The sequence below is a fragment of the Clostridium chromiireducens genome (genome assembly GCF_003575225.1).
Taxonomy (GTDB): Bacteria; Bacillota; Clostridia; order Clostridiales; family Clostridiaceae; genus Clostridium; species Clostridium chromiireducens.
In genome coordinates this window covers 351907-374624 of sequence record NZ_QXDJ01000002.1, presented here as the reverse complement: position 1 = coordinate 374624, position 22718 = coordinate 351907, and the positions used below count along the sequence as shown (strand labels likewise).

General features: G+C 29.7%; 17 protein-coding genes, 1 riboswitch and 1 other annotated feature. Of the genes, 5 read left to right on the top strand and 12 right to left on the bottom strand.

Annotated features, from left to right (window positions below):
- Positions 1-372 precede the first annotated feature (372 nt).
- A complete protein-coding gene (locus D2A34_RS06945; RefSeq protein WP_119366143.1) occupies positions 373-1251 on the top strand; it encodes a ComEC/Rec2 family competence protein in 879 nt (292 codons plus the stop codon).
- Positions 1252-1331: 80 nt separating this feature from the next.
- Here D2A34_RS06945 and D2A34_RS06940 read toward each other — a convergent pair whose 3' ends face one another.
- From D2A34_RS06940 to D2A34_RS06905, 8 genes are all read right to left on the bottom strand, one after another.
- Positions 1332-2081, bottom strand: a complete 750-nt coding sequence (locus D2A34_RS06940) for a ribonuclease H-like domain-containing protein (protein WP_119366142.1) — start codon at positions 2079-2081, stop codon at positions 1332-1334.
- Positions 2082-2095: 14 nt separating this feature from the next.
- Entirely contained in the window at positions 2096-2824 is a 729-nt protein-coding gene (locus tag D2A34_RS06935; RefSeq protein ID WP_079438458.1) for an HAD-IB family hydrolase, read from the bottom strand.
- Between the two features lie 179 nt (positions 2825-3003).
- A complete protein-coding gene (locus D2A34_RS06930) occupies positions 3004-3540 on the bottom strand; it encodes a nitroreductase family protein (RefSeq protein WP_119366141.1) in 537 nt (178 codons plus the stop codon).
- 39 nt (positions 3541-3579) lie between these two features.
- A complete protein-coding gene (locus D2A34_RS06925; protein ID WP_119366140.1) occupies positions 3580-4713 on the bottom strand; it encodes an AI-2E family transporter in 1134 nt (377 codons plus the stop codon).
- A gap of 347 nt (positions 4714-5060) precedes the next feature.
- Positions 5061-6752 (bottom strand): arginine--tRNA ligase, encoded by a 1692-nt coding sequence (gene argS / locus D2A34_RS06920; RefSeq protein ID WP_119366139.1) that lies wholly within the window; start codon positions 6750-6752, stop codon positions 5061-5063.
- A gap of 184 nt (positions 6753-6936) precedes the next feature.
- Positions 6937-7210 (bottom strand) — a binding site (T-box leader).
- A 420-nt stretch (positions 7211-7630) separates the two neighbouring features.
- Complete coding sequence (locus D2A34_RS06915; protein ID WP_119366138.1) at positions 7631-8287, bottom strand: site-2 protease family protein; 657 nt, start codon at positions 8285-8287, stop codon at positions 7631-7633.
- A 198-nt stretch (positions 8288-8485) separates the two neighbouring features.
- The gene (locus D2A34_RS06910; RefSeq protein ID WP_119366137.1) at positions 8486-9532 is read right to left on the bottom strand and encodes a dipeptidyl-peptidase IV; all 1047 of its coding nucleotides are present in this window, start codon (positions 9530-9532) and stop codon (positions 8486-8488) included.
- Positions 9533-9552: 20 nt separating this feature from the next.
- Positions 9553-10596, bottom strand: coding sequence for a phosphodiester glycosidase family protein (locus tag D2A34_RS06905; RefSeq protein WP_079438452.1), 1044 nt, complete (start codon positions 10594-10596; stop codon positions 9553-9555).
- A gap of 186 nt (positions 10597-10782) precedes the next feature.
- Here D2A34_RS06905 and D2A34_RS06900 point away from each other — a divergent pair, with 186 nt between their 5' ends.
- A complete protein-coding gene (locus D2A34_RS06900) occupies positions 10783-11754 on the top strand; it encodes a biotin--[acetyl-CoA-carboxylase] ligase (RefSeq protein WP_079438451.1) in 972 nt (323 codons plus the stop codon).
- A 661-nt stretch (positions 11755-12415) separates the two neighbouring features.
- On the opposite strand, the gene D2A34_RS06895 is transcribed toward D2A34_RS06900, so the two are convergent.
- Positions 12416-13372, bottom strand: coding sequence for an L-lactate dehydrogenase (locus D2A34_RS06895; protein WP_119366136.1), 957 nt, complete (start codon positions 13370-13372; stop codon positions 12416-12418).
- Between the two features lie 256 nt (positions 13373-13628).
- Between D2A34_RS06895 and D2A34_RS06890 the strand changes: the two genes are divergently transcribed.
- On the top strand, positions 13629-14246 hold the full coding sequence (locus D2A34_RS06890; RefSeq protein ID WP_119366135.1) for a 3'-5' exonuclease: 618 nt from the start codon (positions 13629-13631) through the stop codon (positions 14244-14246).
- Between the two features lie 173 nt (positions 14247-14419).
- The gene (locus D2A34_RS06885; RefSeq protein WP_079438448.1) at positions 14420-14581 is read left to right on the top strand and encodes a rubredoxin; all 162 of its coding nucleotides are present in this window, start codon (positions 14420-14422) and stop codon (positions 14579-14581) included.
- A 172-nt stretch (positions 14582-14753) separates the two neighbouring features.
- Here the strand turns inward: D2A34_RS06885 and pflB (D2A34_RS06880) are convergent, their stop codons facing one another.
- The 3 genes from pflB (D2A34_RS06880) to pflB (D2A34_RS06870) all read right to left on the bottom strand — a co-directional run bounded on the left by pflB (D2A34_RS06880) (position 14754) and on the right by pflB (D2A34_RS06870) (position 20377).
- Complete coding sequence (gene pflB, locus D2A34_RS06880; protein WP_119366134.1) at positions 14754-16985, bottom strand: formate C-acetyltransferase; 2232 nt, start codon at positions 16983-16985, stop codon at positions 14754-14756.
- 69 nt (positions 16986-17054) lie between these two features.
- Positions 17055-17157, bottom strand: a riboswitch (ZMP/ZTP riboswitch).
- Between the two features lie 45 nt (positions 17158-17202).
- Positions 17203-17913 carry a pyruvate formate-lyase-activating protein gene (gene pflA, locus D2A34_RS06875; protein ID WP_119366133.1) on the bottom strand — a complete coding sequence of 237 codons (711 nt, stop codon included), beginning with the start codon at positions 17911-17913 and terminating at the stop codon, positions 17203-17205.
- A 232-nt stretch (positions 17914-18145) separates the two neighbouring features.
- A complete protein-coding gene (gene pflB, locus D2A34_RS06870) occupies positions 18146-20377 on the bottom strand; it encodes a formate C-acetyltransferase (protein ID WP_119366132.1) in 2232 nt (743 codons plus the stop codon).
- 581 nt (positions 20378-20958) lie between these two features.
- Between pflB (D2A34_RS06870) and D2A34_RS06865 the strand changes: the two genes are divergently transcribed.
- Positions 20959-22341 carry a DUF2334 domain-containing protein gene (locus tag D2A34_RS06865; protein ID WP_119366131.1) on the top strand — a complete coding sequence of 461 codons (1383 nt, stop codon included), beginning with the start codon at positions 20959-20961 and terminating at the stop codon, positions 22339-22341.
- Positions 22342-22718 lie beyond the last annotated feature (377 nt).

The window sequence follows — 22718 nt, the reverse complement described above, 5'->3', positions numbered from 1 at the left end:
TTCTCCCCCTTTTGAATGCTTGCTAGTTTGAATATTGCATTTTTCTTTTAAAATTCCGCACATTAAAATAATTATACCATACTTTTTGCAATATTCAATTATAGTATTTTTCATTTTACACACATTTAAAACTTCATGGATATATTTTTTCATAAGAATTTATATGCAATTTTCCTTTAAACCCCAAAATACATTTTAATCCTTATTATACTAATATAAGCAAGCAGCTTATATTTTATGAATTTTATATTAATCTATAGAGTATTCGTTCGTACTTTTGTTTTTTTTATCATAAAATATTTTATTTCCATTTAATTCAAATAGTGATAAAATATTATATAAAAAATTCATTAAGAGGTAGCAGTTAATTTTATGAATAAGATATTTATTGTCAAGAAAAAATATATATCCATATTTTTATTTATGATAATCATTTCACTTTACTTAATAAGTTGCAGTTCTTTATATAAAAATTCTAATTACATTAAGCCTGATCCAAATCAAATGATTGTGCACTTCATTGATGTTGGCCAAGGAGATTCAATTCTTATTCAGGTTAACAATAAAAATATGTTAATCGATGCAGGTCCTAAATCTGATAAAAATGAACTTTTAAATTATTTGTCTAAACTAAATATAGAGAAGTTAGATTATGTAATTGCAACTCATCCCCATGAAGACCATATTGGAAACATGTCCGACATCATAGATAGCTATAACGTTCTAAAATTTTATGCTCCAAAAGTTCAAAGCACAACAAAGACATTCGAAAAAATGATTGACTCTTTAAAACGTAAAGGTCTAAAAATCAACGTAATTAGAAAGGATACTGATTCTATTGACTTAGGTAAAAATACTAATGTAAGAGTATTTTCTCCTATAGATGATTCTTATGAAAATCTAAATAATTACTCATCAGTTATTAAAATTCAATATGGCAGTACCTCCTTTTTATTCACTGGAGACGCCGAAAAAGATGTGGAAGAAAAGATACTCGATAACAACGAAAATATTAGTTCTGATGTATTAAAGGTTGGTCATCATGGATCATCTACATCAACTTCAAAAGCTTTTTTAAATAAGATTAATCCATCAATAGGGGTTATTTCCGTGGGTAAAGATAATACGTATAATCATCCAAATAATGAAACAATTAAGAGCTTAAAAGAGAATAAGGTAACTATATATAGAACCGATAAAGACGGAACAGTAATATTATCTTCTGACGGAACTAAAATAAGCAAAAAATAAAAATAAACCTATCTTTTCTCAATAATTTGAAATGATAGGTTTATTTTATTAATTTAAAATCTATATTAAGTTTTCTTCTTTTAATCCTCATCCGATTCTTCTTCACTTATATTATACTCATCTAATTCTTCCAAATCATCTAAATTATCAACATTTTCTTCTAAAATATTATCTTCGGTAATATTTTCAAAAATATATTTCTTCCAATTTACATATATATAATATAAATTTATAACATCTTGCTCATTATATAGAAGAATCTTTTCTATCTTCTCCTCTGGCATCCTTTTAAAATAACTTCTATCTTTCATAACTTTGTGAAAGGTCTTGGCTAAGTTTGAACCACTAATAACCTCTCCCTCTCTTACTATATCAAAAACCTTTTCTAATTTTTTTAACCCTATTGATAATTTTTTATATTTTTCATACTCTTTTTGAATATCAACGGAATCAAATTCCTCTTCGAAATTGTAGTATATACCATTCTCTTTAAAAAGATAATTAATAACAGTAAAATCATTATTACCTGAAAAAGTGATTATTGCCTTTTTTCCCTTTTGTTTCATTCTCATAAAATAGTCTTTTGCAAGATATAGAATATTTGTTGCCTCATCTCGATCTTCAATCATATATTGAGTTACTAGGATGTTGTTATTCTTTTTATCATATTCACACGCTCCAAATACCCCAATACATTTTGGTTTTTTATAAACATAGTGTTCAAGATCGAAGAAAATAATATCTTCAGGATTATATTCCTTATCTTGAGACTTCAGCATAAATTCATCTATATATTCTTCTACCTTCATCTTGTTTTCACGAATAATCACAGTACCACTCTTTCCTATAAGAATTGTATATCCTCAATGTCTAAATTATATATTACATCCTTTCTTTCAACAACAACATTAATATTTTTAATTAGCTCCCTGTCCTTTAATACTTTTTGCAAAAGTTCTTTTGTTGGATTCATACAATAAGGATGTTTTACATTTTTAAACATAGTATAATCTCCTGCTGTATCACCATAAGCATAACTTTCATTCAAATCTATATCATATTTTTTAACAAAATCATTTATAGCCTTTGCTTTGCTCTTACTATCCCACATTGGTATTACTTCACCTGTATACATATTATTACTATCTGTAATATATTGTGCACCAATAAAATCTGTAAAGCCATATTTCTTAGCCATTTCACCAACTAATTCTGAAGGCGATCCAGATATTATAATCAAAGTATGATTGTTAGCTAAGTGCCACTTTATTCTATCTCTCGTAAAAGTATATACCCTATCGCCTTTTTGTTCTACAACTTTTTTAGCTATATACTTCATTTGGTATTTTTCTAGTCCTTTAATAGATTCAATATATATATCTATCATCTTTAAAAGATAACTATCATAGTCACCTTGCCTCTTATCCCATTTCATAAAATGAGGTCTTAGATCATTATACCATCTATCTGAGCCTATAATCTCATACTTTACCATTTTCTTAAATACTTCTGTTATTAGTCCTTCTCTATATAAAGTACCATCTAAATCGAAAAAAGCACCTATTGTTGACACTATCCCACATCCTTTTTACTTATTTTAATTATACTTTATTTTTTTAATTCAGAAAAGCATAGATAAGCTATAAAAGCAATTTTATAAACTTACAGAAATATATTACAACATCTTCTTAAATTATTAAAACACTATCAAAAATACTTACTTATTGATAGTGTTTTTAAAATCCTTTAGGCTTATTCTATAAAAGTTGAAATTTCATCTATGCTCTTTCTTACTTTTTTTCTTATATCATCATTTTCCGGATATCCTATTGCCACTACTAACCGTATTCTTTTTAATTTACTAATATTTAAAAGCTTTTTGAGTTCTTTTTCATTGAACCATCCTAAAATACACGTTCCAAGATTCTGTTCTGTTGCTGCTAAGCAAATATGCTCGGTTGCTATTCCAAGATCAACCGACCTATAATCCTGCTGTTTCATTAACGCACCTGCTCTAGATGTTAAATTTCCACTTTCCTCTATTACAATAATAAACGCCGGACATTCACTAGTAAATTTATTCATTATTTTATCCTGTAAGCATTCGGCAACTTTGGGAGCTAACTCACTATTATTCACAACAACAAAGTGCCATGGCTGGCTATTACATGCTGAAGGTGCCATTCTCGCAGCATCAATACATTTAATTAATTTTTCTTTCTCAACTAGCTTACTTAAATATTTTCTACAACTTTGACGTTTATTTATTAACTCCAAAAATTCTTCCATAGTATTATTCCTCAACTTCCCCTTAAATTATGTTATATTTTAATCAGTAAAAATATCTAAATCTTCTTTATTGACTAAACTTGGATTGTTCTCTTTAAATTTATTATATATTTTTTCATAATATATTTTAATCGTAGCCATTGTTGGAGATCCTAAAAGCATTCCTATAGGTCCCAAAATACCTCCACATATTGTTACACCTAATATAATTCCAAGAGGGCTTATCCCAACCTTTTTGCCTACAAGTCTAGGCTCAAGATACCATGCGTCAAACTGTTGAATAGAAAGCAAAAGTATAAAAACAATTATCGCTTTTGTTGGCGATACAAAAACCGCAACTATTACACTGATAATATCTCCTACAAGCGGTCCAAAGTAAGGAATCATGTTCGTTACACCTACCATTAGTGCAATCAGTGGTGCATAAGGTTCTCCAACTGTGACCAATCCTATTAATGCTAAGATTCCAATTATGGAAGAGTCTATTGCCTTTATGCCAATATATGTACCTATCATTTTATTGTAGGTTCTAATAAATTCTATTAGATTAGTTCCTTTCTCTTCCTTTAAAATCATATAAGTAATGATTCTCAAACTTTTAATAAACTTTTCTTTATCCGCAATGATGTATATTGATATGACAAAGCCTAAAACGACACTAACTAAATTCGAAGTAAAGGAAAGTAGATACATGACTAGATTTTGTAGTAAATCTATAGACATGTTACCTGCTTTATTTGATATTTGCTGCAAATTATCTAAAAGACCTGCTTGCGTAATTAATACTTTTATTCTTTCATTTTCAAGAATTGTATTAACCCATTTCTGTATAATTTCAACATACGTTGGTATCTCTATTGTAATATTTACAATACTATCAATTAAGCTCGGTATAGAAAAAAATAATACAATAAAAACTAATGCTACAATTATAAAATATGTAATTGCAATTGATATTTTTCTTTTTATTTTGAACCTTTTTTCCACAAAACTTACCACCGGATTTAATATATACGCACAAATCATTGCATAAATAAATGGCGAAATAATCGATAAGGCTTTCTTTCCTATATTAAAAAAATAATCATAATTATCTATTAATTTATATCCAATCAAACCCATTAATGCAAATATTAATATATCTCTATATTTAATATTTTTATTTATAAACAATCCACCTCAAATCCCTTCAAAAAAACTCACCTAAATAGTGACTTAATTATATCATATATCCATTTTTAACATCACGTATTCTTTATTATGTACTAAAAATATAATTATAGACAAATAATATAAATTAAACTTATGCTATAACTTAAGGTTTTAACAAATTCGTAAATATGTTTATCTATACACCAAAGACATAAAGCTAGAGAAAGGGAGTAAAATCTGTTATGACCGCTGCAATAGAATGCTAATGCAACACTGCATAAAAAAGTTTACTCCCTTTATAGTGTCATATATTATTTAGAAGTTGAAATACTCCATAGTTTTTTTATATCTATATATACTTTTATAATCTACATTTTTTCCACTACATCTATTCCAATTAACTCTAATCCATTCTTTATTACTTGCAGACTTGCTTTAACCAAGTTTAATCTTGTAGCTTTTAAATCTTCGTCTTCTAAGTTTAATACTGAGTGGGCATTATAGAATTTATTAAATCCTTTAGCAACTTCTATAACGTATCTTGTTAATATTGATGGTTCTAATTTATCTAACGCTAAAGTTATCATATTATTAAAGTTAGCTATGCTCTTAACTAATTCAAATTCCTCTTTTGATGATAATTTACTATAATCAACAGTTCCAGTACATTCATTTCCTCTGTTTAATATACTATTTCCTCTAGCATATGAATATTGAACATATGGCCCTGTTTCTCCGTCAAATGATAATATTTCTTTCCAATCAAAGACAATATCTTTTTCTCTTGAATTTTTAAGATAAGTAAAGATTACAGCTCCAACACCAATCTTCTTTGCTACTTCTTCTTTATTTTCAAGTCCAGGATTTTTCTCGTTAATAACTTCCATAGTTTTATCTACCGCTTCACGTAATAGATCATCTAGTAAAACAATTGAACCATTTCTTGTTGAAAGCTTTCTATCTGCAAACTTAACTAATCCAAATCCTACATGCACGCAGTCTTTTGCCCATTCATTGCCTGCAAGTTCTAAAACCTTAAATACTTGCTTAAAGTGCAATGCTTGTGGAGTTCCAACTACATAAACACATTTGTAAAAATCATAAGTTTTCTTTCTGTACATAGCCGCTGCTAAATCTCTTGTAGCATATATTGATGCTCCATCTCCCTTAAGTACTATACAAGGAGGCATATTATACTCTTCAAGCATAACAACTTGAGCTCCATTACTTTCAACAAGAAGACCTTTTTCCTTTAGTTCATTAACAACAACATCCATCTTATCATTATAGAATGCTTCACCTGCCAACGAATCAAATTTTACTCCTAAAATATTATAAACTCTTTCGAATTCCTTCAAGCTCAATTCTCTAAATTTTGTCCAAAGCGCTGTGGCCTTTTCATCACCAGTTTCTAATGCTTTGAAATTAGCTCTTGCTTCGTCTTCTAAAGAAGGATCTTTTTCTGCTTCTTCATGGAATTTAACATATATTCTAAGCAGTTCATCTATTGGAGCCTTTTCTAAAGCTGCTTCATCTACCCATCTATCATAAGCTGATATAAGCTTACCAAATTGAGTACCCCAGTCTCCTAAATGGTTTAAACCAACTGTATCATAACCTTCTTTTTTAAACATTTTATATAAGGCATTTCCTATAGCTGTAGTAAATAAGTGCCCTACATGGAAAGGCTTAGCTATATTAGGTGAAGAATACTCAACACAAACTGTTTTACCTTCTCCACTATTTGATGCACCATAATTATCTCCATCTTCTAAAACTTTCTTGATTGTATTTTCTGCAAATACACCTTTATCAACAAAAAAGTTAAGATAAGGTCCTAAGCTTTCTATTTTTTCAAATCCTTCAGTAGACATATTGTTTTTTAATTCTTCCGCTATCATATTTGGTGCTTTTCTCATAACTTTTGATAGCTGAAAACATGGGAATGCATAGTCTCCCATTTCTGGCTTTGGTGGTATTTCAATTAATTTTTCTATTGTTTCAATATCTAATTCCACATGAGCTTTTATTAGTTCTGCAACTTTATTTTTGTAATCCATAAATATCCTCCTTAAATATGCTTAAACATTATTATTTAAACTTAAACAGGCATTAACCTGTAAGACTATAACTAATTATTTTATTCTAGTACTAATTACTATTTTTTACTTCTTTTCGTAAAAGTATTTACATAATTTATAACAAATATGTTAGCATGCAAATAAAAAAAGCTCCTCTCTTAAACAAAGAGACGAACTATCCGCGGTACCACTCTAATTGTATTTTATATAAATAAAATACCCCTTAACTTTTAACGCAAGTTTTTTTGCGACCAACCCTACTAAACATTCAAAAATAATAACTCATATATAAGATATATTAAATTATTATATTTTAACTACTGATTTCAGGTGATTTCTCCAAGGCTCTCTTCATTATAATCTATCCATAGGGCTTACACCGTTCCCCCACTCGCTTAAGGAATCAATTAAACTACTTTCCTCTTCTCAGAATTTTCAATATTAATGATAATATATTATACAAATTATCTATATATTTGTCAACTTGGTATTATATATATCACAAATATATTAATTTAGACTTATGTGATAACCAACCGAAAGAGAAGGTACTCTGTTTCTCGGTTGCTAGAAAAAATAACTTTGGATTTCTACCAGCAAAAGTTGCACCAGTCCTGCTTGCTCCTTAGGCAAGCTAATGACAAGCAAGACTGGAACAACTTTTACTGAAGAAATACCTACAGTTATTTTTACAATGCAACACTACGAAAAAGAGTACCTTTTCTTTCTGGTATGGAAAGTATTTCAAATCATGAATCAAATTCATAGTTTGGATATCTATTTATAACAAGTATATTAATTTAGACTTATTCGGTAACTTGCCTAAATAAGTGACATATATAATTTTAATATCTATACTATAAAAAGTTAAGTATTAAATTACCCAAACTATATAACATATTTATTATAATTCTTCCAGGAATCTGAATTATTCTTCCTCCAACAAATATAAGTACCATCATTATTATCATCTGATATTGATAATACATATTTTCATATTTGTAAAAAACTTTTGGGTATAAATCTCTTAGAATACTAAAGCCATCTAACGGTGGAACTGGTATTAAATTAAATAACCCTAAAAACACGTTAAGTGTAAGAATAGAATATATCATAGATTCTAATACTCTATACAATGCCATTGGAATTCCATGTCCAAACCTTACAAAAAGCACAAGTACTATTGTAGCAACTATAGAAACTAAAAAGTTTGCAGCCGGTCCAGCTAAGCTTACCTTTAAATCATCTTTATAATAGTTTTTATATGCTGACGGATTAGTTTGTACCGGCTTTGCCCATCCAAATCCAAAAAGTAAAACTAAAATGAATCCTACTGGATCTATATGCGTAATTGGGTTTAAATTCAATCTTCCTTGAAATCTTGGTGTCTTATCTCCCAGCTTATCAGCGACAAATGCATGTGCATATTCATGGAATGTAAAAGCAATTAGTATTGCTGGGATTAATATAATCTTATCATATATTGTTTGCTGTATATTAAATAATGAATTCATATTTTCCTCCTTATTAGTTGTACATGTTTTGTATTATACCATATTTTACGCCTGTTCATGCACTATTTTCAAAAGATTAACATTCATTTTTCATTGCATTATTTATCATCTCTATCATTTCATCCAAATCTTTTCGACATCGAAGTTTTACATAAAAAGGAGTATCTAATTTAATATTTAGATACCCCTTTCATAATATTACTTTTTATCTAAATTCTTATAAGTCAACTTTCCTTTGTTATCCATAGTTGCTATAAAATCATCTTTGATTTGAATAAGTTTTCCTTCATATTCAATTTCTTTTCCAGTCATCAAGTTTTTAACACTGCCTTTAAGATTATCATTAAGCAAAATTTCACCTTGATTACTAAAATATAAATCATTACAATTTACAACCGAATCTAAAGTTACCTTTTTCCAAGAAGAAGTATCTTCACTAATTTTTCCATAAGTAATTGTTGTAACTTTATCACCGTTTAATTCACCCATGTAAATTACATCTTTTCTATCAATACCTAAAAGTGTTAACTTTTTATTTGAATTAAACTTTAGCTGCTTATTTGGATTTGTAACAAAAAATTTACCATCTACTTTATCTTCATAAATTAACCTATCTTCATGAGGTATTATCTGCATATTCCCTAAAATGTTAGTTTGAAGTTGAACTTTAGTTAAAGTACCATTTATATCAATTCTATAAACTATACTCTTCAATCCGCCTTTATAGAGGTCAATATAATAAACACCTGTAATGGTTGATTCACTTACCTTTCTAACTTCCATGCCTTCCTGATAAGTACAGATATCTTCATTATTTTCAGTTGCAGCAGTCTCAGATGAATCCTTTGGATTATAGGTTACAAGCTGAATTTTCTTTTCACCATCTTTTTCTACTTTTTTAGCCATTATAAGTCTGTCTCTATCAGATAGCCATTTATAATAAAGAATTTCTCCATTATTCTCTGTTTTCACTTGAGTATTAGTACCTGTTTTTGTATCTTGTATGTATAGATTATTATCTTGACTATACGTTAAATACTTTCCATCATATGATACATTTACATCTTTAGCACCAGAAGGAATAGTGGCTTTAATGTCTTTAGTCTTATCTTTGCTTAACTCTATCTTTTCACTCTTAAAATCTGACGAATGTTTGAATACAAAGTTATCTAATATGTATAATCCGCCAATTTGTAGTATTATAGATAATATTGCCCACGCAATTATCTTCTTAAATACTTTCATAACTTACCCTCACCTTCTGTTTATTTAACAATAATTGCAGTTGGGATAGATCTTTCCCCCATACTATATGATGGTGTGTTAACAATATCTCCATCATAATACATTGTGGTAGATTTTCCTCCATCTAAATTCATTGCATTAACCGCTCCCAGTTTATATATAACTTCTTGAGCTTCTTTTAATGTAGCGCCTAAACTGCTTGCACCTCTACCATCAATAACCAGAAGAATAATTGCACTATCTTTTCTCTGCCCTATAACTGTTCTTGGAGCTATTCCCCAGCCTCCATCTCCACTCATAGGGGTCATTTTACCATTAATCACTAATGATGGTCCAAAACTTAGAGCCTCTTGAACTCCTAGCTCTTGAAGTTTTTCAGCTGAATACTTACCAACAAGCATTATGCCTTGTTTATCTATTGCAAGTAAGTCAGCTTCTTGATCCTTTCCTAAATCATTATAGATAACCTTACCACTACTCATAATAAGTCCTATTGGAAGACCGCCATTTCCTGTCCACTTTTGATTTGAGGATTGATCTGTGAATCCTCCACCATTAACAGCTGCAATAGCATCATTATTTTCTGCTATTTGAGATGTAGTTTCACCCTCTACTTGTAATTTAGAAGTATATCCTATTTTGACTCTAGTCGAATCTTTTATTACAAGATAATGACCTGTATATTTTTCGTTCTCGATTTTATAGTATTCTATTGTATCATCTTTAACTTTTGGAATTTCAATTTCTGATGTATTTGTTGTTTCACTTGTTCCTTCAGTTGAGTTCTGTCCTAAGATTTTTGCTATCTTTTCATCTGATAAAAACCAAGTAGCCAGATATTGATGGCTCATTGAAGTCATAGCAGCCCCTACATATGTAGCTTTTGCATTTTCAAACGGTCCATATAAAAGCGTAAGCGGAGCCGTACACAATGTAAAAATCATTTCAAACGCAAAAAATGCTATCAATGTTTTAACTGAAATTCTTTTTGTATTTTTCTTAACTTTTTTAGGTTTCACTCTAGATTTTTGATCTATATTTTTATTACCTTTATTCGTATTCATTTTATTATCCTCTCTAAAAGTTCCTCATCGACATATAATTATTTTAAATTACACCAAAATTTATTATATATTATTTTTATTTATATTACAATAATTTGATTTTTCCATCATTTTTTTCAAATTCCAATTATACTTTTTTCTTTAAATTCTGTTATGTTATAATGGATTTTAGGAGGTATACGTTTTATGGAAGAGAAAGTTTTAAATGAATTAAAAAAATTTGAAGATTATGTTTCTGGCGAGCACCTTAGTTCGACTTTAAATGTTTCAAGAACCGCTATATGGAAGCATATAAAAAATTTAAAATCAAAAGGATATGTAATAGAAGGAATTTCAAATAAAGGATATAAGTTAATATCGTCTCCAGACATTTTAAGTAAAAGCGAACTTTTACCTATGATAAAAACATCTAAAATTGGCCGTAATATAATTTATTTTAATGATATAGATTCAACAAATATAAAAGCGAAAGACCTTGCACAAAAAGGTGCTGAAGATGGTACTATTGTTATAGCTGAAAAGCAAACTCTTGGTAGTGGTCGTTTCAATAGAAAATGGGTTTCTCCAAGCGGCGGACTTTGGTTTACTCTAATACTAAGACCAAATATTCCTCCAACCGAAGCCCCTAAGATAACGCAAATTGCTGCTGCTTCTATCTATAAAACCCTAGAAAAATATGATATACACTCAACAATAAAATGGCCAAATGATATTCTGTTAAACGATAAAAAACTTTGTGGTATATTAGCTGAAATGAAATGTGATATGGATGCTGTTCATTATTTAGTATTAGGGATTGGCATGAATATAAATATAAATAAAAGTGATTTTGATGACAACACCGAATCTACTGCCACTTCATTAAAGATTGAGCATAATAAAGAATTTAAAAGAAGTGAGATACTTGCTGAGTTACTTCTAAATTTTGAAATCCTATATAATAAATTTACTGATAATTTAGATCTAACCGAAACAATTTCTATTTGCAGAAACCATTCAAGCATTTTTGGAAAAAAAGCAAAATTAATAACCTATAATAATGAAGAAATCGTAACTTGCGTTTCTTTATCCGATACAGGAGATCTTATCATTAGAGATAGCTCTGGCACCGAAAAAGCAGTACTTACAGGAGAAATTAGCTTTAAGGGAATAGATTAAATATAAAAATACTTGCACTAAGATGTTATTTAGAGTTTACTTCTAAGCAACCGAAATGGAATATATGTGTTTACTTCGGTTCTTAGAAGATTTTACTGGGTGATTCTAAGAACATAAGTTGCATCCAAAGTGCTTGCTTCAAAGACTACGCTTTTGAACAAGCACATTTGGAACAACTTATATTCTAAGAATCACGACCAGCAAAATCTCCTTATGAACACTGCGCAAAAACATATATTCCATTTCTTTGTTCAATAGTAAGCTTAAATAGCTATATATTTATACAAGTATTTATATTTCTCTTATTACAATATATTTAATGACTGAATATTTAAGACTTTTCATACAGTTCTTATATTTATAATACAATACTCATACAGTCTTTTGTATGTATATGTGAAATACTTAAAGTGATAGCAAGACAAAGAAATAGAAGACATATATGTGGAGCAGGCATTGAAAAATAAGCTGCTGGAATATCTTAATTGAAAGTTGTTCCACTTTTGCTTGTCCTGTGCATATCACAGGAACATGCAGAAGTGGTGCAACTTTTAATTTAGATATTCCCAGCGAGATTTTTCATAGTCCTGAGGAACATATATGTCTTCTATTTCGGTTGTTCTCGCTTCACATTAAGTTCTTCTCAATACTATCAAAATATTTACTTCTTGTTTAATACCTTTTGAATGTGATCTTTTAAGACATTTGCTGATTCTTTTAATTTTTTTAGCTCTTCTGCATCTTTTATTTCAGGATTTACTATATTTACTGCTCCTGTACTGTTGACTATAGCAGGTACTGCTAGATAAACATCTTCTATTCCATATTCCCCTTGTAATAAACAAGATACAGTTAAAATAGTATTTTCATCTCTTAATATTGCTTCTACTATTCTGTTTACAGCTAATGCTACTGCAAAATAAGTTGCATTTTTTCTACTTATTATTTCATAGGCTGCATTCTTTACATCACTTTCAATTACTGCTTTTACTGCATCATCCCATTCCAAATTGAATTTTTGTGCATATTCCTCAAAGCTTCCACCTGCTATACTTGCAGTGCTCCAGCTTATAACTTCACTATCACCATGTTCACCTAAAACATATGCATGGATATTATTATTATTAACATTGAAATACTTACCAATAACATACTTTAATCTTGAAGTATCAAGAACTGTACCTGATGCAATTACTCTTTCCTTAGGGAACCCTGATAATTTATAAGTTATATACGCTAATACATCGCAAGGATTTGATACAACTAATAAAATTGCATTTGGACTCGCTGCTGCAATTTGTGGCACGAATCCTTTAAATATATTATAATTTTTCTCAATTAAATCTAATCTAGTTTCCCCTTCTTTTTGAGCCGCACCAGCAGTAATTATAACTATATCTGAATCTTTTGTTTCTTCAATACTTCCCGCATAAATACTAACTGGTTTAACAAAAGATGTGCCATGAACTAAATCCATTACTTCACCCATTGCTTTATCCATATTTATATCAAACAAACAGATTTCTGTAGCCACTCCGCTATTCATTAAAGCATATGCTGTTGTCGCACCTACAAACCCTGCACCAATCACCGATATCTTACGTTTTCTCTCTATCATTATAAATTCCTCCTCTTTATGGACTATTCTTTCCTAATAAAGAAATTATTATTTATTTGTTAATTTTTTGTCATATAACTATATATAATCCCTTACATTATTAATTAATAATAATTCTTACTATTAATTATAACTTATTTGAATTTTCTCGTAAATACTATATAATTAAATTTAACAACTTATTCGTAATTTTTTTATTTAGGCATTTTTTAATTTTGTTTCAAATGCCTGATATTCAATATGGAGGTACACTTTAATGAAATTATTATTTTTTGATACAGAAACAACCAGTATAAAACCAGGCAGTATATGCCAATTAAGTTATATTACTGTAGATGCTAGCGTAAAACCACAAGTAACTACGGGAAAGAACTTTTTTTTCACTGTTGAAGATATGGATCCATCGGCTGAAGAAATTCATGGTTTCTCTTTGGAAAAACTTTATGATTTATCAAATGGTCAATACTTTGAGGACTTAGTTCCTGAATTTCTTGATGACTTTATTAATGCAGATTTCCTTATCGGACATAATGTAAATTTTGATGTCAGATTTTTAAAACACGAATTACAATCTTTAGGAGAAGATTTTGTTCCTAAAAATGTTTTCTGCACAATGGCTTATTACAGGGATATATGCAGAATTCCTAAGGCCAATGGTGAAATAAAAAATCCAAAGCTATCTGAAGTGATTGAATGGCTTAATATACCTAGCCGCCAAATTACTGAGACATCAGAAAAATTATTTGAAGGAAGCGGAAACTACCATGATGCTAGATTCGATACAGCTGCAACTTATTTAACTGTTATTGAAGGTTTAAAAAAAGGTCATTTCCCTAAAGGATATTTTTCAAATCGTTTAAACTCAAGATCTTAGTATACAAATTTTTTTTATCATTAACACCTTAACAATATAATCATATAATATATTATATGATAATTTGCAACATTAACTATTTATTATTCTTTAATACTTTTATATATGTTATAAGTGCTTATTGATTAGTTATAGTATTTCAATCTTGTTTAAATTATAAATGAGGTGATAAAATGGAGAAATATGTTTGTGAAGTGTGTGGATATATTTATGATCCTGAATTAGGGGATCCAGATGGCGGAATACCACCTAATGTTGATTTTGACGATTTGCCTGATTATTGGGTATGCCCTATCTGTTCCTTTAACAAAGATAATTTTTCTATTCAAGAGTAATTACAATCTATGAAAGTAATATAATATACTAGGTTATAATTAATACACTTAAGTAAATCTAATTGTATCAATAATACTATTGTACTTAGACTTTATTTCAAGAAAAAAGACTATAAAAACAAGTACTTGTTTTTATAGTCTTTTAATTATGGATTAAATTGTTATTTTATTTTTATATATTTTTATGGAAAGTTCTGCTTATAACTTCTAACTGTTGTTCTTTTGATAATCTACTGAAGTTAACTGCATATCCTGAAACTCTAATTGTAAGTGTTGGGTACTTATCTGGATTTTCCATAGCATCAATTAATGTTTGTCTGTTAAGAACATTAACATTTAAGTGATGAGCACCTTGAGTGAAGTATCCATCCAGTATTGCCACTAAGTTGTTAACTTTTTGATTTTCGTCTTTTCCAAGTGCATCTGGAACTATTGAGAATGTATTAGATACACCATCTTGGCAGATTTCATTGTATGGAATCTTAGCTACAGAGTTAAGTGATGCCAATGCTCCATTTATATCTCTTCCATGCATTGGATTTGCTCCTGGTGCTAAAGGTTCACCCTTCTTTCTACCATCTGGAGTTGTACCTGTTTTCTTACCATACATTACATTTGATGTTATTGTAAGTGCTGATAATGTATGCTTCGCATCTCTATATAATGGGTGTTTCTTAAGCTCATTTGAGAACTTAGTAACTAATGCTACACCTAAATCATCTGCTCTATCATCATCATTTCCGTATTTAGGGAAATCTCCTTCAACTTCAAAATCTATTGCTATACCTGCTTCATTTCTTATAGGTTTAACTTTTGCATATTTAATTGCTGATAATGAATCTATAGCTACTGAAAGTCCTGCAATACCAAATGCCATTAATCTTTCAACTGCTGTATCATGAAGTGCCATTTGACTTGCTTCATAAGCGTATTTATCATGCATAAAGTGAATTATATTCATTGTATCTACGTAAACTTTAGCTACATATTCCATTACCTTATCATAATTTGCTTTAACTTTATCAAAATCAAGAACTTCTTCATCTGTAAGTTTTGGAATTCCTGGCACTACCTTAATGCCTTTTAATTCATCTACTCCACCATTTATAGCATATAAAAGTGATTTAGCTATATTTGCTCTAGCTCCAAAGAATTGCATTTGCTTACCAACTTTCATTGCTGATACACAGCAAGCTATTGCATAATCATCACCATATACTGGTCTCATAACTTCATCATTTTCATATTGAATAGAATCTGTTTTTATTGAGATTTCTGCACAATATTTCTTAAAGTTCTCTGGAAGTTTATCTGACCATAAAACTGTAAGGTTCGGTTCAGCTGATGTTCCTAAGTTTATTAAAGTATGAAGATATCTAAATGAGTTCTTAGTAACAAGTGACTTACCGTTTATGCCCATACCTCCAATTGATTCTGTTACCCAAGTTGGATCCCCACCGAATAACTCATTATATTCTGGAGTTCTCAAGTGTCTAACTAATCTTAATTTTATAATTAATTGATCTACTATTTCTTGAGCTTCTTTTTCTGTAATTAATCCTGCTTCTAAATCTCTTTCGATATAAACATCTAAGAAAGTAGAAGTTCTTCCAAATGAAGTTGCAGCACCATTGTTTTCTTTAATACCCGCTAAGTATCCAAAGTATAAATGCTGAGCAGCTTCTTTTGCATTTTCTGCTGGCTTAGATATATCAATTCCATATTTAGCTGCCATTGATTTCACTTCACCTAAAGCTCTAATCTGCGTAGAAACTTCTTCTCTTTTTCTTATTAATTCGTCAAGCATATCACCATTTAGGTTATCAAGATCCTTTTTCTTTTCTTCAATTAAGTAGTCTATACCATAAAGGGCCACTCTTCTATAGTCACCTATTATTCTTCCTCTACCATAAGCATCTGGAAGACCAGTTAATAATCCTGCACTTCTTGCAGCTCTTATTTCCCTTGTATATCCATCAAATACACCCTCATTGTGAGTTTTTCTGTATTTTGGAAAATACTCTTCGATATTCTTATCTAGTTCATATCCATATTCTTTTAGAGAGCTTTGAACCATTCTCATTCCACCAAATGGATTCACAATTCTTTTAAGAGGTGCATCTGTTTGAAGTCCAACTATAACTTCGTTATCTCTATCTATATATCCAGCATCATAATTATCAATTCCTGATACTCTATCTGTTGCAACACCTATGATTCCTTTTTTAACTTCCTCAACAATTAGCTCATATGCTTTTGTCCATACTTTATTTGTTTTCTCAGTTTTATCTTCTAGAAAGCTTGAATCACCTTCAAATAACTTATAATTTTTTTGTATAAAGTTTCTTACGTCAATCCCCTCTTGCCAAGTTCCACCTTTGAAGCCTTCCCATTGTTTAAACATAATTTTTTCCTCCTTAAAAACAAATTTAATCACATAATTTTTTCCATATAAAAAAGCCGACAATCCAGGCTTTTTTGCCCAGACGGTCGGCTCTTTGGCATATAATATAATATATTATGCCTTAGTCATACTTCATGTGGTAACTCCACTTCCGTCAGTCATATGACCAAATCTTAATATAAGAATAATACGAACCTATTTAGTTTGTCAACATGAATTAATATCCAAATATCTCTTTTTGATATTTTTTTATTAATTCTTTATCTGCCGCTTCTACATTTTCAAGTGGATATTTAAGCCCTAACACTTCATACTTATTTGCACCTAATAAATGATATGGAAGCAACTCTACTTTCTCAACATTAGGTATCTTATCTATATATTTCTTAAGTTCCTTTAAATGCTCTATATCGTCTGTTAATCCTGGTACTACAACGTGCCTTATCCACATTTTTGTATTATTCCTCTTCATTGCTTCTAAGAATTTCAATGATTCATCTATATTCATTAAAGTCACATTTTTATATCCTTCTGAAGTAAAATGTTTTATATCAAATAAGACTAAATCAGTATATTTTAATATTTCATCATAATTTCCAAATCCGTAGCCTGCTGTATCAATACAAGTATTTATTCCTTTGCTCTTGCATAATTTAAGAGTTTCTAAAAGAAATTCCGGTTGCCTTAAAGGCTCTCCTCCTGAAAATGTAACTCCTCCACCACTGCTTGCGAAATAAGTTTTGAATCTTTCTATCTTCTTTACTAACTCCTCTGGAGTATATTCTTCTCCACCACTAGCTGACCAAGTATCAGGATTGTGGCAATACTTGCATCTTAATGCACAACCTTGTAAAAATACTACAACTCTAATTCCAGGCCCATCTACAAGACCCATGCTCTCTATTGAATGAACGTTACCTTTCAACATTTATTACACCCCCTATATTTATTATACTTTAAAACTGTATTTAAATTTATTATTTCCTTGAATTAAGGTTATTAACATTTAATAACTTGTATATATGAAAAATACATACTTTATTACTTAATATTAATGAATTCTATACTTATTCATCTTAAAGCAAAAGAAGGGAAAGTCAACCTCCCCTTCTTCCAATAATTTATTTTATTTTTTATAATTTATATCGCTATAACTGCAATTAGATGCTTTGGTGGAAAGTTCTGCTTATAACTTCTAATTGTTGTTCTTTTGATAATCTACTGAAGTTAACCGCATATCCTGAAACTCTAATTGTAAGTGTTGGGTACTTATCTGGATTTTCCATAGCATCAATTAATGTTTGTCTGTTAAGAACATTAACATTTAAGTGATGAGCACCTTGAGTGAAGTATCCATCAAGTATTGCCACTAAGTTGTTAACTTTTTGGTGTTCATCTTTTCCAAGTGCATCTGGAACTATTGAGAATGTATTAGATACACCATCTTGGCAGATTTCATTGTATGGAATCTTAGCTACAGAATTAAGTGATGCCAATGCTCCATTTATATCTCTTCCATGCATTGGATTTGCTCCTGGTGCTAAAGGTTCACCCTTCTTTCTACCATCTGGAGTTGTACCTGTTTTCTTACCATACATTACATTTGATGTTATTGTAAGTGCTGATAATGTATGCTTCGCATCTCTATATAATGGGTGTTTCTTAAGCTCATTTGAGAACTTAGTAACTAATGCTACACCTAAATCATCTGCTCTATCATCATCATTTCCGTATTTAGGGAAATCTCCTTCAACTTCAAAATCTATTGCTATACCTGCTTCATTTCTTATAGGTTTAACTTTTGCATATTTAATTGCTGATAATGAATCTATAGCTACTGAAAGTCCTGCAATACCAAATGCCATTAATCTTTCAACTGCTGTATCATGAAGTGCCATTTGACTTGCTTCATAAGCGTATTTATCATGCATAAAGTGAATTATATTCATTGTATCTACGTAAACTTTAGCTACATATTCCATTACCTTATCATAATTTGCTTTAACTTTATCAAAATCAAGAACTTCTTCATCTGTAAGTTTTGGAATTCCTGGCACTACCTTAATGCCTTTTAATTCATCTACTCCACCATTTATAGCATATAAAAGTGATTTAGCTATATTTGCTCTAGCTCCAAAGAATTGCATTTGCTTACCAACTTTCATTGCTGATACACAGCAAGCTATTGCATAATCATCACCATATACTGGTCTCATAACTTCATCATTTTCATATTGAATAGAATCTGTTTTTATTGAGATTTCTGCACAATATTTCTTAAAGTTCTCTGGAAGTTTATCTGACCATAAAACTGTAAGGTTCGGTTCAGCTGATGTTCCTAAGTTTATTAAAGTATGAAGATATCTAAATGAGTTCTTAGTAACAAGTGACTTACCGTTTATGCCCATACCTCCAATTGATTCTGTTACCCAAGTTGGATCCCCACCGAATAACTCATTATATTCTGGAGTTCTCAAGTGTCTAACTAATCTTAATTTTATAATTAATTGATCTACTATTTCTTGAGCTTCTTTTTCTGTAATTAATCCTGCTTCTAAATCTCTTTCGATATAAACATCTAAGAAAGTAGAAGTTCTTCCAAATGAAGTTGCAGCACCATTGTTTTCTTTAATACCCGCTAAGTATCCAAAGTATAAATGCTGAGCAGCTTCTTTTGCATTTTCTGCTGGCTTAGATATATCAATTCCATATTTAGCTGCCATTGATTTCACTTCACCTAAAGCTCTAATCTGCGTAGAAACTTCTTCTCTTTTTCTTATTAATTCGTCAAGCATATCACCATTTAGGTTATCAAGATCCTTTTTCTTTTCTTCAATTAAGTAGTCTATACCATAAAGGGCCACTCTTCTATAGTCACCTATTATTCTTCCTCTACCATAAGCATCTGGAAGACCAGTTAATAATCCTGCACTTCTTGCAGCTCTTATTTCCCTTGTATATCCATCAAATACACCCTCATTGTGAGTTTTTCTGTATTTTGGAAAATACTCTTCGATATTCTTATCTAGCTCATATCCATATTCTTTTAGAGAGCTTTGAACCATTCTCAATCCACCAAATGGATTTACAATTCTCTTAAGTGGAGCATCTGTTTGAAGTCCAACTATAACTTCGTTATCTCTATCTATATATCCAGCATCATAATTATCAATTCCTGATACTCTATCTGTTGCAACATCTATAATTCCTTTTTTAACTTCTTCCACTATTAAATCATAAGCTTTTGCCCATACTTTACTTGTTTTTTCAGTTTTATCTTCAAGGAAACTTGCATCTCCTTCATATGATTTGTAATTCTTTTGTATAAAGTTTCTTACATCTATACCTTCTTGCCAAGTTCCACCTTTGAAACCTTCCCATTGTTTAAACATTTGTTTTCCTCCTTTATACTTTGCATTAAAACTTTGTTAAATTTTAATCAATTAATCTATATATTTATTTTATATCCAATTTTAACTTTTGTCAATGATATCTTTTATCAATTAGTATTAATTTTCATTTTTTCTTTTTTATATAGTTTTAACCAAAAATCTTTTTTCGAGCCTCTATACAATATATAGTATATACATTGTATAGAATATTACAATATGTTGTTATTAAATTATGTTTTAATATGTAAAATAATTCTCTGTATACTGGATACTCTAACCTTATTTATTATAATATTCTATTTTTTTAGATCATATTGGTAGTACTGGTAAATATATTATGGCATTACAAGATTTAATTTATACATTCTAATATCTATTAAAGTTTGTTTATTTTATAACACACTTTCAATTAGCATATCTTCGTATTTGCATTTAATAAATATTATTATATTTTTATTGTCAACCCTTTCTTAAAAATATAACATAGTTTTAACATTTTCAAAGCACAATTGACACATAAAAGTGGTATAATTTTCTTACATAAACCATTTATACATAATTAAAAGGAGAGAAAAAAACATATGCAACGAAATAGAAAAACCTTTATATTTTCTTTTTTAGGACTATTTTTATTTATGAGTATCACTTATGAGATTCTTTCTTATTTTAATTTCTTCAAAAAAAATGTTACGATCATTAATAAAACCTTATACTCAAACTTGCTTCCAGAACCAAACTTTAAAAGTATCTATACGTCAAAACTAAACTTTACAGATAGAGCCGTGACAAAGGTTTCAGGTATTAAGTTGGATATATTAAGCGAAACTAACATCTCCAATGTTCCTATGCTTCTTAAAGCTCAAAGATATTATATACCGCTTAGTTTCATTTGCACTAAACTTAACTATACTTTGGATAGCTCAAATGATTCTATCTCAATAACTAATAAAGAGAATAATATTTCATTAACCGAAACTTCTTATGAAAAAAATTCTAAGACAGGTTCTCTTCGAGGTAATTTAATAAATAGTAACGGAAGCTACTATATTTCAATTTCGGATATAGAAGAAATATTTGATTTATTTGCCGTATTTGACTTTCAAAACAAAAAGGTAAGTCTACTTCCAAACAATGTTAAACCTCCAGAGGAATCTTCAATTCTATATTCAGATAAAGTTGCATTAATTAGATTAGAGGATTTCGGCTGCGGATATTCAAATATTGTAGATAAAAATCAAACAAAGATAAAACTTATAACAAATTTTCTTTACTCAAATGGCATGAAGTTTCATGTTTCATGGATGCCAAGATTTGTGGTTCCTTCAGCTAATTTCGATAACGATTTACTGGTGACTAACAATATAACAAATGTGGGCTTTGTAGATGTACTAGATTATATGATTAACAAAGGCGGAGCAATTGGGTTACATGGATATACCCATCAATCAGGAAATGATGCAAGCGGAACTGGTGAAGAAATGTCTAAGGACGTAAATAGTACAGAATCTGAAACCAGAGCTGTAATTGAGAAAGGTATAGACACTGCAAGTGCTTTGAATATTCCTATTTCATATTATGAAAGTCCTCATTATCGAGATACAGATCAACAGAAGAAAATAATTAGCGAGTATTTTCAATTTATATATGAACCTTACGATTATTCAAAGAAGAATATTTATAAACCAGACAATTATCATTTATACGTTCCAACACCGTTAGGTCGTATATCAGACCCTTCAACTGATACTACCCGTATAATAGACAAGCTTAACGAAGATGATCCTGACATACTTAATAGTTTTTACTATCATCCATCTATAGAAATAGATTATATAAACTTTAGCATAAATGGTACTAAAATAAATGTAAATTATGATGAAAATTCACCATTGCAAAAGATAGTTAAAGATCTAAAAGATAATGAATATACTACTGTTCACATTAACGAACTTATAGATAAATAGCCATAATTTAGACTTATGCGATAACTCGCCGAAAGAGAAGGTGCTCTGTTACTCGGTTTCTAGAGAATTTGGCTGTGGAAAGATGAAACTCGACTCACATTCGTTCGCTGAGTAAGTTCGAGTAACCAAATACAAGATTTGGATTCTCACTTAGCAGTAGAAGTTGTACCCAGTTATGCATGCTCCTTTGACAAGCAAAGGACAAGCACATCTGGAACAACTTCTACTGAAGAAATCCTACAGCCAAATTCTCAATGAAACACTGCGTAAAAGAGCACCTTCTCTTTCTGGTATGATATAAATTTCAAATCATAAATCAAACTTACAATTTGGTTGCCTGCATAAATACTTAATTCGAATATTAGGTTCGATTGGGT